The 15,570-nt window shown below is 73.7% G+C and carries 14 protein-coding genes; 4 read left to right on the top strand and 10 right to left on the bottom strand.

Annotated features, from left to right (window positions below):
* Nucleotide 1: 1 nt before the first annotated feature.
* The 5 genes from AVL61_RS13190 to AVL61_RS13210 form a co-directional block, all read right to left on the bottom strand.
* Nucleotides 2-862, bottom strand: coding sequence for an ABC transporter permease (locus AVL61_RS13190; protein WP_058874774.1), 861 nt, complete (start codon nt 860-862; stop codon nt 2-4).
* The gene (locus AVL61_RS13195; protein ID WP_058874775.1) at nt 862-2,865 is read right to left on the bottom strand and encodes a glycosyltransferase; all 2,004 of its coding nucleotides are present in this window, start codon (nt 2,863-2,865) and stop codon (nt 862-864) included. The genes AVL61_RS13190 and AVL61_RS13195 overlap by 1 nt, the downstream gene beginning before the upstream one ends.
* Nucleotides 2,862-4,049, bottom strand: a complete 1,188-nt coding sequence (gene glf, locus AVL61_RS13200; protein WP_058874776.1) for a UDP-galactopyranose mutase — start codon at nt 4,047-4,049, stop codon at nt 2,862-2,864. Before glf ends, AVL61_RS13195 begins: the two co-directional genes overlap by 4 nt.
* A gap of 105 nt (nt 4,050-4,154) precedes the next feature.
* Complete coding sequence (locus tag AVL61_RS13205; protein WP_058874777.1) at nt 4,155-5,333, bottom strand: glycosyltransferase family 4 protein; 1,179 nt, start codon at nt 5,331-5,333, stop codon at nt 4,155-4,157.
* Nucleotides 5,334-5,480: 147 nt separating this feature from the next.
* Nucleotides 5,481-5,879, bottom strand: coding sequence for a hypothetical protein (locus AVL61_RS13210; protein WP_058874778.1), 399 nt, complete (start codon nt 5,877-5,879; stop codon nt 5,481-5,483).
* A 318-nt stretch (nt 5,880-6,197) separates the two neighbouring features.
* On the opposite strand from AVL61_RS13210, the gene AVL61_RS13215 reads away from it, so the two are divergent.
* Nucleotides 6,198-6,446: a WhiB family transcriptional regulator gene (locus AVL61_RS13215; protein ID WP_017833636.1), complete on the top strand. Its 249-nt coding sequence runs from the start codon at nt 6,198-6,200 to the stop codon at nt 6,444-6,446.
* Between the two features lie 67 nt (nt 6,447-6,513).
* On the opposite strand, the gene AVL61_RS13220 is transcribed toward AVL61_RS13215, so the two are convergent.
* The 3 genes from AVL61_RS13220 to AVL61_RS13230 are packed head-to-tail and all read right to left on the bottom strand — an operon-like array spanning nt 6,514 to nt 10,113.
* The gene (locus tag AVL61_RS13220) at nt 6,514-8,067 is read right to left on the bottom strand and encodes a sensor histidine kinase (protein ID WP_058874779.1); all 1,554 of its coding nucleotides are present in this window, start codon (nt 8,065-8,067) and stop codon (nt 6,514-6,516) included.
* 49 nt (nt 8,068-8,116) lie between these two features.
* Nucleotides 8,117-9,460, bottom strand: a complete 1,344-nt coding sequence (locus AVL61_RS13225; protein ID WP_082697161.1) for a CpaE/TadZ family protein — start codon at nt 9,458-9,460, stop codon at nt 8,117-8,119.
* Nucleotides 9,460-10,113: an SAF domain-containing protein gene (locus tag AVL61_RS13230; protein WP_058874781.1), complete on the bottom strand. Its 654-nt coding sequence runs from the start codon at nt 10,111-10,113 to the stop codon at nt 9,460-9,462. Before AVL61_RS13230 ends, AVL61_RS13225 begins: the two co-directional genes overlap by 1 nt.
* A 236-nt stretch (nt 10,114-10,349) precedes the next feature.
* Here AVL61_RS13230 and AVL61_RS13235 point away from each other — a divergent pair, with 236 nt between their 5' ends.
* Nucleotides 10,350-10,565 carry a helix-turn-helix domain-containing protein gene (locus AVL61_RS13235; RefSeq protein WP_058874782.1) on the top strand — a complete coding sequence of 72 codons (216 nt, stop codon included), beginning with the start codon at nt 10,350-10,352 and terminating at the stop codon, nt 10,563-10,565.
* Between the two features lie 27 nt (nt 10,566-10,592).
* Here the strand turns inward: AVL61_RS13235 and AVL61_RS13240 are convergent, their stop codons facing one another.
* Entirely contained in the window at nt 10,593-11,156 is a 564-nt protein-coding gene (locus AVL61_RS13240) for a hypothetical protein (protein WP_058874783.1), read from the bottom strand.
* Between the two features lie 208 nt (nt 11,157-11,364).
* Here AVL61_RS13240 and AVL61_RS13245 point away from each other — a divergent pair, with 208 nt between their 5' ends.
* A complete protein-coding gene (locus tag AVL61_RS13245) occupies nt 11,365-12,111 on the top strand; it encodes a LysM peptidoglycan-binding domain-containing protein (protein ID WP_058874784.1) in 747 nt (248 codons plus the stop codon).
* A 144-nt stretch (nt 12,112-12,255) separates the two neighbouring features.
* Nucleotides 12,256-12,777, top strand: coding sequence for an Rv3235 family protein (locus AVL61_RS13250; protein WP_157571433.1), 522 nt, complete (start codon nt 12,256-12,258; stop codon nt 12,775-12,777).
* A gap of 21 nt (nt 12,778-12,798) precedes the next feature.
* On the opposite strand, the gene secA is transcribed toward AVL61_RS13250, so the two are convergent.
* Nucleotides 12,799-15,513: a preprotein translocase subunit SecA gene (secA, locus tag AVL61_RS13255; protein ID WP_058874837.1), complete on the bottom strand. Its 2,715-nt coding sequence runs from the start codon at nt 15,511-15,513 to the stop codon at nt 12,799-12,801.
* Nucleotides 15,514-15,570: the final 57 nt, after the last annotated feature.

Raw genomic sequence — 15,570 nt, forward strand, 5'->3', positions numbered from 1 at the left:
GTCACAGCTCCTGCGCGAATCGGCCCTCGAGGCGGCGGAACATCAGGTCGCCCAGGACCATGATCACCGTGACCACGAGCAGGGCCACCGGCGTCCAGAGGGAGAACAGGTGGGGCGGCACCTCGTGGGCGCCGGGGGTGGTGGTCGGCAGCCAGAACGCCGCGTGCGAGAGCTCCACGGCCACGGTCAGCGGGTTGAGCATGAACCCGGCGAACCACACCGGGCCCAGCACGTCGCGGACCATCGTCCAGGCGTAGAGCACCGGGGCGGACCACGTGCTGACCATGACGATCAGGTCCACGAAGTTCTCGGCGTCGCGGAAGAACACGTTGGCCGCGCCGAAGAGCATGCCCAGCCCGGCCCCCAGCAGGCCCACGATCAGCAGCGCCGCGGGCACGGCCAGCAGGGAGATCCACGTGGGCGACCAGCCGACGATCAGGGCCGCGACGAGCATGACCACCAGCTGGGGCATCAGGTGCACCGCGGCGACCCACACGGACGCGACCGGGAACATCTGCCGGGGCAGGTAGATCTTCTTGATGAGGCTCGCGTTGGCCACGATCGAGCGCGCCGCGTTGCCGAAGGACTCCGAGAAGAAGTTGATCAGGATGATCCCGGAAAACAGGTACACGGCGTAGTTCTCCATCCCCCGCTCCAGGCCCAGGAAGATGCCCAGGGCCACGTAGAAGACCACGAACTGGATCCCCGGCTTGACGTAGGACCACAGCAGGCCGAGGACGGTGCCCCGGTAGCGGATCTGCAGCTCCTTGTCGACCAGCAGCTTCAGCAGGTAGCGCTGCCGGAACACCGCCGGCAGCCCCGTCCCGGGGGACGGCCGCCGGACGACCGTGGCCGCCGGCATCAGGCGCCGATCTCCGAGTGCTCGCGGAAGGTCGCCTCCCAGGCCTCCATGGAGGTGACCTCCTGCAGGGCGGCGCGGTAGCGGCGGGAGAGCTCCGGCCAGCGCAGGGCCAGCTGGGCGTGCAGCCGCAGCGACTCCGCCATCAGGGCGCGGGCCTCGCGGGGCGAGCGCTTGTACCAGGTGTAGCCGGTGCCGTCCGAGGCGGAGACCAGGGCGCTGTCGTAGCGGGCGAGCCGCCACCACCGTGCGTCCTGGTAGGGCAGGTGCACCTGCGGGTGCTCCTCGGCCTGCTCCTGCGGGCGCACGGCGAGGTGGCGCACCACGGCCGTCGTCGCCGAGGTGAGGACCTTCAGCCCGTGCGGGGCGGAGAGCCGCCGCGTGCGCAGCGGCTTGGCCGAGGCCACGGCCGGGTACGCGTCGAGGTCCGGCTGGTAGACGGCGTCCGAGTGCTGGGTCATCATCCGGCGCACGTCGCGGATGCGCTGGGGCAGCAGCTCGTGCAGGGTCTCGGGCCCGTCCAGGACGTCCCGCAGGGCCAGGACCCGGGCCTCCTCCGCGAAGTACTGCATCGACAGCAGGTGCCGCAGGTCCTTGATCCCGTTGCGGCCGAGCACCTCGCCGCCGCGGTCGAACGGGGAGTGCAGCAGCGCGGCCACGAGCTGGTTGCGCTTGTGAAAGTACGCCTGCCAGCTGATGGTGTCGTCCTTGTCCGCCCAGGCCAGGTGCCACACGGCCACGCCGGGCAGGGACACGGTCCGGTAGCCGGCCGCCTTGGCGCGGATGCCGTACTCGACGTCGTCCCACTTGATGAAGACGGGCAGCGCCAGGCCGATCTCGCGCACCACCTGGGTGGGGATCAAGCACATCCACCAGGCGTTGTAGTCCACCTCGATGCGGCGGTGCATCCAGGCCGTGCTCCGCAGGTTGCTGTGCCGGAAGTCGTGGCCGATCTCCACGCCCTCCCCCGCGGGGCCGTACTGGAAGCTGTACGGGTCCATGGCCTCGCCGAAGTTGTGGATCTTCGTCGGGTTGAGCAGGTCGATCATGTGCCCGCCGACCAGGGTGGGCCGCTTGCAGAAGTCGGCGAACACGCTGATCCGGCGCACGGCCTCCGGCTCGATCTCGACGTCGTCGTCCATGAGCAGCACGTAGGTGCTGTCGGCGCGCACGGCCTCGTACATGCCGCGGGCGAAGCCGCCGGCGCCGCCCAGGTTGCCCTGGTCGATGACCCGCAGGCGGTCGCCGAAGCGCGCCCGGACCTCGTCGAAGCCGGGCTCGTCGACGACCTTCTGGTTGCCCTGGTCCACGATCACGACCTGGGCGACCTGTGGCAGGCTGTCCCGCTGCTCGTCGAGCAGACGGGCGTTGGTGAGGCAGTAGGAGGGCTTGTTCATGGTGGTGATCTGGAGGGTCACGGAGCCCTCCGCGGTGCCCGTGCCGTCGCCCAGCCACTGCGCGCCCTGAACCTCGAGCTCCTGGTCCCCCGCGGCGGCGTCGAACCAGTACCACCCGCCGTCGGCGAAGGCCTTGAGGGGCAGCACGACCTCGGTCAGCCGGTCGGCGCCGGAGACCTCGTGCACCGACACGGGCACGGACTCGCCGCGCGCGTTGGAGCTGTGCACGTTCACCGTGCCGCGCCCGGTGGTGCGCACCCGCAGCACGACCTCCCGCAGGTGGGTGTTGTGCCGCCAGTAGCTGGCCGGGAACGCGTTGAAGTAGGTGGCGAAGGACACCGTGGTGCGGGCCGGCACGCGCACGGACGAGCGCCCGAGGATCGCCACGCCGTTGCCGGCGGCGGCGTCGGAGGCCACGTTGACCACGATCTGGGGCCGCTGCTCCTTCGTGTCCTCCTGCTGGACGGCGGTGCCCGTGTCGGCCCGGGAGTCCAGGTAGAGCGGCTGGGTGGAGAAGCGCTCGCCCGTCGGGAAGACGAGCTCCTGCAGCACCCGGTGGGCGGTGCCCCCGGTGTCGGTCCGGTCGATGTCCTGGGTCGTCGCGGTCACGCGTCCACTCCCCCGCTCTCGATGGTGGCCCCGCCGGTGAAGTGGGGCTTGAGCTTGTTGTCGACCATGGACAGCGCGGCCCCGATGGCCATGTGCATGTCCAGGTACTTGTAGGTGCCGAGACGGCCGCCGAAGAGGACGTTGTCCTCGCCGCGGGCGAGATCGCGGTACTTCAGCAGCTTCTCGCGGTCCACCGCGGTGTTGACCGGGTAGTACGGCTCGTCGCCCTTCTCCGCGAACCGGGAGAACTCGCGCATGATCACCGTGGCGTCCGTGGTGTAGTCGCGCTGCGGGTAGAAGTGGCGGAACTCCAGGATCCGGGTGAAGGCGACGTCGGGATCCGGGTAGTTGATCACCGGGGCGCCCTGGAAGTCCTCGATCGGCAGGACCTCCTGCTCGAGGTCGATGGTCCGCCACGAGAGGTCGCCCTCGGCGTAGTCGAAGTAGCGGTCCACGGGCCCGGTGTAGACGACCGGGACCTGCCCGGAGACGGCGGACCGGGAGTAGTCGTGGCCGTCGTCGAAGAAGTCGGTGTCCAGCCGGACGTCGATCCTGGGGTGGTCCGCCATGCGCTCGAGCCACGCCGTGTAGCCGTCCACGGGCAGGCCCTCGTACTTGTCGTTGAAGTACCGGTTGTCGTAGGTGTAGCGGACGGGGAGCCGGTTGATGATCGAGGCCGGCAGGTCCTTGGGGTCCGTCTGCCACTGCTTGCCCGTGTAGTGCTTGATGAACGCCTCGTAGAGCGGCCGGCCGATGAGCTGGATGCCCTTGTCGTTGAGGTTCTGCGGGTCCGTCCCGGCGAGCTCCCCCGCCTGCTCCTGGATCAGCGCCCGCGCCTCGGCGGGCGAGTACGCCGCGCGGAAGAACTGGTTGATGGTGCCGAGGTTGATCGGCATCGGGAAGACCTCGTCGTGGTGCCTCGTGTACACGCGGTGCACGTAGTCCGTGAAGTCGGTGAACCGGTTCACGTAGTCCCAGACCCGCTCGTTGGAGGTGTGGAACAGGTGGGCGCCGTAGCGGTGCACCTCGATCCCGGTCTGCGGCTCGTTCTCCGTGTAGGCGTTGCCCCCGATGTGGGACCGCCGGTCGATGATGGCCACGTCGAGGCCCAGCTCGTTGGCGGCCCTCTCGGCCACGGTCAGGCCGAACAGGCCGGAGCCTACGACGACGAGATCTGCGTTCACGGGCAAACTCCTGAGGTTGGTGTCCTGGTGGGCCCGGACGGCGTCCGGCCGGTGGGGGGGGCGGCACGAGCGCGCCGGGCGTGCGCTGCGTACCAAAGTACCTGATCAGTCCGGGAAGCCCCGGAGCAGCCACTCGGCGGCGACGCGGCCGGAGGCCGCCAGGGACGCGTTCTCGGCCGCCCACGCGGCGCGCCGGCGGCGCTCCCGGTCGTTCTCCTCGGCCCGCTCCGGGTCGAGCCGGCGGTCGAGGGCGGCGATCATGGCCTCGGCCACCGCGTCGGCGTCGTGGTCGACGGCCGCGCCCAGACCGTTGTCCTCGACGAGCTCGGCGGCGACCCCCGCGCCCGCGTAGACGACCGGCGTCCCGCACGCCGCGGCGGCGTAGATCTTGGTGGGCTTGGTGAAGTCGTAGCCGATGCCCGGGAGCACCGCGCCCAGGGCGGCGACGGCGCCCCGCGTCCACTGCGCGGTCTCGGCCGCGGGGCGCAGCCCCTCGAAGAGCACGCTCCCCGGCGCGAGCCGCTCGGCGATCTCCTGCACCCGGTCGATGTCGGAGCCGCGCCCGAAGAAGCGCAGCCGGGCGCCGGGGTGGGCCTCGAGGACCCGCGGCATGGCGCGGACGAACACGTCGGCGCCCTGCCACTCGGACATCGACCCGGCGTAGACGAAGTAGGGCGCGCCGGGCTCGGCCACGGGCCCGTCGGGGCGGAAGACGTCGGTGTCGATGCCGTTCTCCGCCACGAGCACCTTCTCCCAGGCCACGCCGGTGACGGACTGCAGCTCACGGCCCATGGCCTCGGAGACGGTGAGCACGCCGGCGGCCCGGCGCGCCGCGAGGGTCTCCATGACGCGCATGGCTCGCTTCACCGGGGCGGCGACGTCCATCTTCTCGGCGGCGGTGGTCCAGATGTCGGGGGCGTACCAGACGTAGGGCCGGCCCCGCAGGAACGAGGACACGAGCACGGCCATGCCCGTGGTGGGCGGCGGCTCGCTGACCACGAGGTCGGCGCGGGTGGCGAGCAGCCGGAAGAGGACGGGGACGTCGAAGCTGAGGTACTGGACGATGCCGCGCACGTAGTCGAACCGGTCGCGCAGCACGGGCCACCGGCGCACCGGGTAGGGCTCCGGCTCGATCACGGACCCGGCGGGCGGGCGCGTGGTGAGGACCGTGACCTGGGCGCCGGCCTCGGTCAGCCCTCGGGCCAGGGCCCGCAGCCGGAAGGACGCGGCGGCGGGCTCGGGGGCGAAGATGCGGCTGACGATGACGATGCGACGGGGAGTCACGGGACCACCTGTTCGGAGCTGCTCGACGGGAGGGGACGGGGCCGGGCACGACGTCGACGGGCGCGGGCGGTTCAACTGTACTGGTCCCGGCCGGCGGTCCCGGCCGGGCGCGCCACCGGGCGGCGGCGGACGGATCCGGCGGGCCCGCTACCGGACGGTGCGGCTCGTCCACGCGAGCACGTCCGGGCGGAAGAGCAGGACGAGCACGACGACGGCCGGGGCGGCCGTCGCGAGCCCGGGTCCCCACTGCCCCGACCGGAGCAGGGGGTAGGCGAGCACCAGGAGGAAGAGCTGGACCACGAGCGCTGCTGCGCGGGGCCACCGGAAGCCGCGCCAGAGGCCCCGGCCGACGCGCAGCAGCCAGAAGGCGCCCCCGAGGAACACCGCCGTGAGGAACACCGTCCCGCCCGTGGTGAGGGGGTCCCCGAACAGGAGCGTCCAGACGAGGCGCAGCCCGGCCCCCGCGAGGACCAGGGCCTCGAGCAGGACCACGCCGGTCAGGACGGCGACCGCGGGCGGCCGGGCCGCCTGGGAGGGGGCGGGCATGGGGTTCTCCTTCCGGCGGTGCGGCGGGCGCGGGCGGCGGCGCTCCCCCGCCACCCTAGTCCGCCGGCCGCCGGGGCGGGGCGCCGGCCGGGCCCCGGGGCCGTCCGTGCGGGGCGCGCTGTGAGCAACGACTCACCGAACGACGTGTGACGCGGCCCGCAAACCCTTGTCCGCACCCCTCCGGCGTGGGAAAGTGGACGTCAGTTCTTCACAAGGCCCGTGCGAATGGGCCTTTTCTCTTGTCCCGGACGCCGCTGCCGCAGGATCGTTCTGCCCTGCGCCGACGGGACCCGCCCTTGAAAGGAGCGATCGCTGACCATGGATTGGCGTAGCCGCGCAGCATGCCTGGAGAAGGATCCCGAGCTGTTCTTCCCCGTGGGCAACACCGGACCTGCTCTCCTCCAGATCGAGGAGGCCAAGGCCGTGTGCCGCAGCTGCCCGGTGATGGACACGTGTCTCCAGTGGGCCCTCGAGTCCGGCCAGGACGCCGGCGTCTGGGGCGGGATGAGCGAGGACGAGCGCCGCGCCCTCAAGCGCCGCGCCGCGCGCGCCCGCCGCGCCTCCTGAGCGCTCCGTCCGCACCGAGGACCGGGAACCCCGCGGGGTCCCGGTCCTCGCCGCTTCCCGGACCTGCCTAGTCGTCGAGCCGGGCGCACACCGTGACCTCGGTGCCCCCGCCCTGCCGGGGGACCCAGCGGATCCAGCCCCCCAGCTCGCCCGCCACTAGGGTGCGCACGATCTGCATCCCCAGTCCCTCGCCGCTGCCCGCCCTGCGGAGGGCGCCGGCCCCGGACTCCTCGATGACGACGCCGCCCATCCCGGCGCCGTCGTCGCTCACCACGACCTCCAGCAGCTGACCGGCGCCGTCCTCGTCCTGCACGCGGCACACCTCCAGGGTCACCGTGCCGGTCCGGTCGGCGAGACCGTGCTCCACGGCGTTGGTGACGAGCTCGTTGATCACGAGCGCCAGCGGGGTGGCCAGGCGGGTCGGCAGCTCGCCGAACTCTCCGATCATCCGGGTGTGCACCGTCTGCTCGGGGGACGCCACCTCCGCGGCGAGCCGGAACTGCCGGGCGACGAGCTCGTCGAAGTCCACGTTCTGCGTGAACCCCTGCGAGAGCGTCTCGTGCACCATCGCGATGGTCGCGACGCGGCGCATGGCCTGTTCGAGCCCGTGCCGCGCCTCGTCCGTCGTCATCCGCCGGGCCTGCAGCCGCAGCAGCGCGGAGACCGTCTGCAGGTTGTTCTTGACGCGGTGGTGGATCTCCCGGACGGTCGCGTCCTTCGACACGAGCTCCAGGTCCCGGCGGCGCAGCTCGGTGACGTCCCGGCAGAGCAGCACCGCCCCGAGCCGGCCGGAGCGGTCCCGCAGCGGGACGGAGCGGAAGTTCACGCTCACGCGGGCGCCCTCCACCTCGGTGCGCCACGCCGTCCGTCCGCTGAGCACGGGGGCCAGGGTCTCGTCCGCATCCGCCCCCGGGACCAGCACGGGGGGCACGAGGTCCATGAGCCGCTCCCCGAGCAGCTCGCCGTCGACCCCCAGCCGGCGCAGCGCCGACTCCGCATTGGGCGAGACGTAGGTCACGCGGTCCTCGGCGTCGAGTCGGATCGCCCCGTCGCCCACCCGGGGCGCGCCCCGTCGGGATCCCGTCGGGGCGGAGAAGTCCGGCCAGAGGCCCTCGTTGGCCATCCGCAGCAGCGCGTCCGCGGTCTCGCGGTAGACGACCTCCTGCCGTGAGGCCACCGGCCCCCCGGCCCGGCCTGCGTGCAGGCTCAGCAGGGCGAGCGTGCGCCCCTTGCGCACCAGCGGCACGACCCGGATCGGCTCGGGCACGCCCGTCCCGTCCCCGGCAGGGCGCACCCGCTCGATCCGCCGGCCCACCCAGGCGGCCCGCAGGGGCCCGCTCAGCTCGTCGGGCAGCAGCTCGCCGACCAGGTCCTGGTGGAAGACCGTGGGGCCCGTCGAGGGCCGCACGTGGGCGAGCACCCGGAACGGGCTGCCGGGAGCGGGCATCCCGCGGCCGTTGCCGCTGCCCGCGGCCGGGATGTAGTCGGCCGGGAAGCTGAGGACGAGGTCGCCGAAGGCGAGGTCGGAGATGAGCTGCCAGTCGCCCACGAGCAGGTGTAGCCACTCGTAGTCCCCGGGGCCGAAGTCCTGGGTGTCCCTGAGCGGTTCCGTGAACGCCACATCGCCTCCCGTGGTCGCAGCTGGGGAGGCCCGGACGGCGCCCCCGCGATCAGCGCCGCAGCCAGGCCCCGATCCTGCCGCCCAGCCTAGTACCGTGCACGGGCGGACTCCCGTCCGCCTCCGGCGCCCCGGCGCCGGCGAGCACCCGGCCGGCCAGCGTGCGGAACGCGGCGCGCGCGGACGACCCCGCAGAGGTCTCCGCCAGGACGGCCCCCGCCAGCAGCGCCTCGTCGAGGGTCTCCGGGTCCCACGGCACGAACTGCTCGAGCGCCGGCCCGGAGCCGAAGCGCGCCCAGGCCTCGCGGATCCCCAGCTCGGGGGAGCGTCCCGCCGCCGAGCGGCGCAGCTTGTTGACGACGACGACGAGGCGGGCCCCGGGCGCGGCCGCGGCGACGTCCGGCAGGCCCTTGACCAGCCGCGGCACGCCGATGGTGTCCGCGGCGCCCACCGCGACCACCACGTCCGCGCGCTCCAGGACCGTGAGGGCCGCGGCGTGCCGGCGAGGAGCCATGGTGTCGACCGTGAGCTCCTCGTCGGCCTCGAGCGCAAAGCCGCAGTCCACCACCGTGGTCCCGAACTCCTGGGCCGAGCGCTCGAGCACCGCCGCGACGGCGCTCGAGCGCAGCTCCGGCCAGCGGTCCTGGCGGGTCAGGCCCGTGAGCACCCGGACGGTGCGCCCGGCGACGGCCACGTCGGCGGCCGTCCGGCGCAGGGCCGCGCCGTCGAGCCGCCCCTGGTCGGCCAGGCGGCACGCCTGGGCCAGGCCCGCGGCCTCGTCCAGCATCCCGAGCGCCGCGGCCACGGACGGGCCGTAGGTGTCCGCGTCCACGAGCGCCGTGTCCTGCCCGAGGAGAGCCAGCTCGGCGGCGAGGTTGACGGCCACCGTGGTCCGTCCCGGCGCTCCGGTGGGCCCCCACACCGCCACGATCCGACCCCCGCCCCGGGGGCCGGACGGCACCTCGTCGCCGGAGTCCGCCCCGGTCCGCGGGTCCGCGTCCGCCGCGCGGTCCGGCGCGACCACGTCGGCGTAGCCGACGGCGCTCGGCGCGCCCGCCGCGGCCGCGACGGCCTCCTCGACGAGGCGTGCGGCGTCCTCCGGGTCCGTGTGCTCCGGGACGACCACGGCGCCCAGGCCGGCGAGGCGGCGGTGGTCGTGGCCCTCCAGCACGAGCAGCGCCGCGCCGCCGAGCCGGATCTGCTCCAGCAGGCTCGCCGTGAGGTCCTCGGCGCCCTCCGCGACGAGCGCGGCCCGGCCGAGCCCGGCGCGTGCCGCGGCCAGCAGCTCCGTGAGGTCGAGGCAGCGGCGCACCACCGTGACCGGCCCGTGCAGCCGTTCGATCCCGTCGACGAGAGGCCACGTCGAGACCCCGAGGGCCATGACCGGCAGGACCATCACCGGCCGCCCGCGGGGTTCCACACGAGCGTGACCCGGGCGTCGTTGCCGAGCGCGTCCACGAGCTCCTCCATCGGGTCCTCCTCCACCAGCACGTGCACCACGGTGCCGCGGCCCGCGCCGAGGGCGGTCTCCTCCGCCTGCACCCCGGCGATCTCGGCGGCGGGCAGCAGCAGGCGGGCCGGTTCGTGGCCGCGGCCCGAGGGCTTCTGCGCGGCGACCCAGACGTCCACGCGCGTGCCCGCCCCGGCGTCCTGGGGCAGCGGGTGCTCCACCGGCACGGCGACCGGCTTGCGGTCCAGCCGGTCCGCGGTGCCCAGGGCGGTGCCGGGCAGCAGCTGGCCCGCCGGGATCCGCTGCGTGGCGACGGTGCCCGGGCCCGGGGCGTCGTCCGCCGGGACGTACAGGTCCGCCGCGTCCTGCAGCCGGACGTCCACGGCCACGACGTCCTCCCCGGTCACCTCCTGGCCGACCTCGATGTCCGCGGCCGCCGCGAGGTAGGGGTCCGTCCGGTTCGTGGCGGAGACCACGGCGGTCACCCCGGCGACGGAGAGCAGCACGAGCAGCAGCCCGGTGAGCAGCCGGGGGTCCCGCCAGGTCGGTCTCCGGAACCGGGCCGACGGGGCGTCCGTGCCCCTGACCGTGCCGCTCATCGGCGACCGCCTCTCTCGATGCTCGGCACGGCCGTGGGGACCGCGCTCGTCGCCCACATTGTGCCCGCGCGCGTGGGGCCGCGGGAACGGTCCGGTGCACAACTGGGGACAGGATCGGGGCCGGCCGGTCCCGCGGCCGGCCCCCGTCGTGGTCCCCCGCATGTGGACGGGCGGCCGTCCCGCCCGTTCGGTGGCAGACTGGAACGGGAGAGCAACCACGAGCAAGGAGGCGGGAGATGGCGCAGCAGCGCTTCCTGACCTTGGCGGACGTCGCCGAGATCCTCAACATCTCGGCCGCGCAGGCGAGGGCTCTCGTGCGCAGCGGAGAGCTGCCCGCCATCCAGGTGGGCGGACGCGGCCAGTGGCGTGTCGAGACCGCCAAGCTGGAGGAGTACATCGCGCGGGGGTACGAGCGCACGGCCGAGGCGGTGCGCTCGGGCGCAGCCGACTGATCCGCCGGGAGGACTCCCGCGGCGGCCTCACCGCGCGCTGAGCGAGGAGACGCAGACCAGGGCGGGGAACGGGACGGCGCGCAGCGCGGTCACGCTGCTCCGCCTCCGGTAGTCGTCGTCGGGGTGCAGGGCCAGGTCGAAGAAGTCCGAGCCCACCCGGTCGACCGTTCCCTCGAGCTCGCCGAGCGGCCCTCCGCCGGAGAGCCGCACCCGCACCCCGGTCCGGGCCCGCGCCAGGGCGCGCAGCGCGTGCCCCAGGCCGAGCCGCAGCGCCACCGTGTCCGCACCGGGCGTCCACCCCCGGCCGAGGGACTCCCACCACAGGGCGGCGCCCAGCGGCACGAGGTGCTGGGTCCCCCGGTCCTCGAGCGCGACCCATCCGGCGCCCACCGTGCCCACCCGGCCCTCGACGGGCACGGCCCCCGCGAGCAGGGCCCGGACGGGCTCGCCCTGCCGCAGCCGCAGCCGGTCCGCCAGGCGCACCCGGGAGTACTCCGCGCGGGCCTGCTCGGCGGCCTCCTCCTCCAGTCCCAGCTGGTGCGCGGAGGCCAGCTGCGACTCCATGTCCGCGAACAGCTGCTCCCAGCGCACGGCAGCGCCCCCTTCCGGCGTCCGGTCCGTCCGGCCGCGCAGGGCCTCAACCTAGGTGCCCGCCCCGGACCGGTCAAGGAACGCCGTGTCCACCGCGCCGGACGCAGACCTTTACACCGGCCGCCCCCTGGTGCTACCAATGCCTCAAGACATCAAACGGCATCAAACAGCATCAAATGCCACCAAGTAGCTGTCATCGGGGGACGCCATGGCCGGCACGCCACGACCCGCACGCACCACCGCCGCTCCGCTGTGGTCGGTGCTCGCGATCCCCGTCCTGGGCCTGGCCACCGCGGCCTGCGGCGCGGCCCTGACCCGCGGCGCCGGCCGTCCTTCCGGAGGCCCGGACACCGAGGCGCTGATCGGGCTGGCGGCGGCCGCGCTCGGCTGCGCCGTGGTGGTGGCCTGGACCCTCGCCGCCGCGCTCGCGGTGCTCGCGGTGCTGGCCGGCCGCCGCCGCTGGGAACGCCTCGCCGGGGTCTGCCGGCGGTGCTCCCCCGCCCTGCTGCGCCGTGCGGCGGCCGCCGCCCTGGGCCTGCAGCTGCTCGCGGCCCCGGGCGCGCTCGCCGACGACACGCCCTCCCCGTTCTGGGACGCCGGGGCAGCCGCCCAGGAGGCCCCGGGCACGCCGGCCCCCGCCCCGGCACCCGGACCCGCGTCCGGCCCCGACGCCGGCGCCGAGGCGGAGACCGTTCCCGCTCCCCCGGCGGCACCGGAGCCCTGCGGTCGCCGGCCCGTGGCGGCGGAGCGCACGGTGGACGGCGCCGTCACGGTCCTGCGCGGGGACACGCTGTGGTCCCTCACGGCCGCCCAGCTGGGGCCGGAGGCCACCGACGAGCAGATCGCCCGCGCGTGGCCCCGCTGGTACGCGCTGAACCGGCACGTGCTCGTGGACGGGCCGCACCGGCTCCTGCCCGGCCAGCGGCTCCTGGTGCCCGGCCCCGGAGGACCCTGACCCGCCCGCGCCCCGTCCCGGCCCGGAGCGGGACCGCCCGAACCCTGACACGTTGCAGGACCACAGCACCCCAGGAACACAGCACCACAGCACCGCAGGACCACAGCACCGCAGGACGACAGCACCGCTCCCAGGAGGCCCGCCATGAACGCACCCGCCGCCGGTTCCGATCCGATGGCCCGGCCGGTCGTGCCCGCGCCCGGACGCACGGCAGCCGGCCCGCCGGCCCGCCGGGCACGGCCGGCTCCGCCCACGGCCCCGGGCGGCTACACGTGGGGCGCCACCCGCGTGCTGGGCCACGACACCGCGGACGAATTGGGCCGGGTCACGGCACTGGCCCGGTCCATCGGCCAGGCGGCCGTGGAGGTGCTGGGCGGGAGCCGACCGGCGGCGCAGCTGAGCCGCTGGACCACCCCGGAGATCGTGCAGCGCTTCCAGCAGCGCGCCGACATGCTCCGGCTGCTGCAGGAGCAGTTCGAGGACAAGGCCGCGCTGCAGGAGCTGCACCGCAATCCGCACGTGCGCAGGTGCCGGGTCTGCCGGGTGGACCGCGGGGTCTACGAGGTGGCCCTCGTGCTGGTCGAGCCGCGGCGCAGCCGGGCCGTGGCCATGCGCGTGGAGCGCCTGGGGCGGGGCTGGAGCGTCACCGAGCTCGAGGTCGGCTGAGCCTCCGCCGTCCCGCCCCGCTCAGCCCTCGGAGGCCTCCGCGCTGGCGGCCCGGGCCCGGGCACGCCGCCCCGCCCGGTTGCGGGACGTGTCCGCGGCGTCCGCCTCGTCCTCCCCGCCGCCGGCCGCGACCGGCTCCGTGCGGGTCTGCGTCCCCCCCGTCTCGGCGGGCGCGGTGTACTGCAGGAAGCTGGGCTGACGCGGGATCTGCAGGTCCACGGGGCCGCCGTCGGCGCCCACGCGCTGGCGCCGGATCTCCATCCGGTACAGCGTCGCGACCGTCTCCTCGCGGATCGCGCCCATCATCTCCTGGAACATCGCGTAGCCCTCCCGCTGGTACTCCACGAGGGGGTCGCGCTGCGCCATGGCACGCAGGCCGATGCCCTCCTTGAGGTAGTCCATCTCGTAGAGGTGCTCGGGCCACTTGCGCCCGATGACCGACAGCAGCACGCGCCGCTCCAGGTTGCGCATCGCCTCCGCGCCGACCTCCTCCTCCCGCTGGTCGTAGACGAGACGGGCGTCGGAGAGGACCTGCTCGCGCAGGAACTCCGCCGTGAGCCGGGTGCGGCCCCCGGCCTCCTCGACGACCTCGTCGACCGTGAGGGTCACGGGGTAGATCGTGCGCAGGGCCTCCCACAGCCCGTCGAGGTCCCAGTCCTCGGGGTGACCGACGGCCGTGCGGTCCTCGACCGTGGAGCTGACGACCTCGTCGACGAACTGGGCGATCTGCTCCTGGAGGTCGTCGCCCTCGAGCACACGGCGCCGGTCGCGGTAGACCGCCTCGCGCTGACGGTTCAGGACGTCGTCGTACTTGAGGACGTTCTTGCGCTGCTCGGCGTTGCGCCCCTCGACCTGGCTCTGCGCCGAGGCGATGGCGCGGGAGACGATCTTGTGCTCCAGGGCGGTGTCGTCCGGCGCCCCCGCCATGAGCCGCTGGGCGGCCCCGGCGTTGAACAGCCGCATGAGGTCGTCCGCGAGGGAGAGGTAGAAGCGGGACTCGCCCGGGTCCCCCTGGCGCCCGGAGCGCCCGCGCAGCTGGTTGTCGATGCGCCGCGACTCGTGGCGCTCGGTGCCCAGGACGTAGAGACCGCCGACGGCGACGACCTCCTGGTGCTCCGCCCGCGTCTCCTCCTCGCACGCGGCCACCACCTCCGGCCACACCCGCTCGTACTCCTCCGCGTCGCGCTGCGGGTCCAGGCCCTTCTCCCGCATCCGGTCCACGGCGTTGAACTCGGCGTTGCCGCCGAGCATGATGTCGGTGCCGCGGCCGGCCATGTTGGTGGCCACGGTCACCGCGCCCTTGCGGCCGGCCTGCGCGACGATCGCGGCCTCCCGCGCGTGGTTCTTCGCGTTGAGCACCTCGTGCCGGACGCCGCGCTGGGCGAGCAGCTTCGAGAGGTACTCGCTCTTCTCGACCGAGACGGTGCCCACGAGGACCGGCTGGCCCTTCGCGTGCCGCTCCTCGATGTCCTTGACCACCGCGGCGAACTTCGCGACCTCGTTCTTGTAGACGAGGTCGGGGCGGTCGATGCGGGCAAGGGGCCGGTGCGTCTCGATGGACACGACGCCCAGCCCGTAGGTGTTCATGAACTCCGCGGCCTCGGTCTCGGCGGTTCCCGTCATGCCCGAGAGCTTGTCGTAGAGGCGGAAGTAGTTCTGCAGGGTGACCGTGGCGAGCGTCTGGTTCTCGGCCTTGATCTCGACGCCCTCCTTCGCCTCGATGGCCTGGTGCATGCCCTCGTTGTAGCGGCGGCCGGCGAGGATGCGCCCGGTGTGCTCGTCGACGATCATCACCTCGCCCTTGAGCACCACGTAGTCCTTGTTGGCGCGGAAGAGCTCCTTGGCCTTGATGGCGTTGTTCAGGAACCCGATCAGCGGGGTGTTCTGGGCCTCGTAGAGGTTGTCGATGCCGAGCCAGTCCTCGACCTTCTCGATCCCGGACTCCAGCACGCCGACGGTGCGCTTCTTCTCGTCCACCTCGTAGTCGGTGCCCGCCTGGAGCCGCTGCACGAGGCGGCCGAACTCGGTGTACCACCGGTTGGCCTCCCCCGAGGCGGGCCCGGAGATGATGAGCGGGGTGCGGGCCTCGTCGATCAGGATGGAGTCCACCTCGTCGACGATCGCGAAGCTGTGGCCCCGCTGGACGAGCTCGTCGGGGCTCCACGCCATGTTGTCGCGGAGGTAGTCGAAGCCGAACTCGTTGTTCGTGCCGTACGTGATGTCGGCGACGTACTGCTGCCGCCGGGTCGCCGGGTCCTGGTTGGCCAGCACCACGCCGGTCTCCATGCCCAGGAACCGGTAGACGCGCCCCATCAGGTTGGCCTGGTACTCCGCCAGGTAGTCGTTCACGGTGACGACGTGGACGCCCTTGCCGGAGAGGGCGTTGAGGTAGGCGGGGGCCGTGGCGACGAGGGTCTTGCCCTCACCGGTCTTCATCTCGGCGATGTTCCCGAGGTGCAGGGCGGCGCCGCCCATGAGCTGGACGTCGTAGTGGCGCTGGCCCAGGGTGCGCGAGGCGGCCTCCCGGACCACGGCGAAGGCCTCGGGCAGCAGCCGGTCCAGGGACTCGCCGTCGGCGACGCGGGCGCGGAAGGCGTCCGTCTCGGCCCGCAGCTCCGCGTCGCTGAGCTCCCGGAAACCGTCCTCGAGGCTGTTGATGGCGGTCGTGTAGGACCGCAGCCTCGTCAGGACCTTCTTGTCTCCGGTCCTGAGGACTTTCTCCAGGAATGACGCCACGTGCACACGCTCCTCGTGTTCGACTGCCGTGCTGGGACTGATGGGGGGGTATCCGGC

Source organism: Kocuria rosea subsp. polaris (genome assembly GCF_001483755.1).
Classification (GTDB): domain Bacteria; phylum Actinomycetota; class Actinomycetes; order Actinomycetales; family Micrococcaceae; genus Kocuria; species Kocuria cellulosilytica.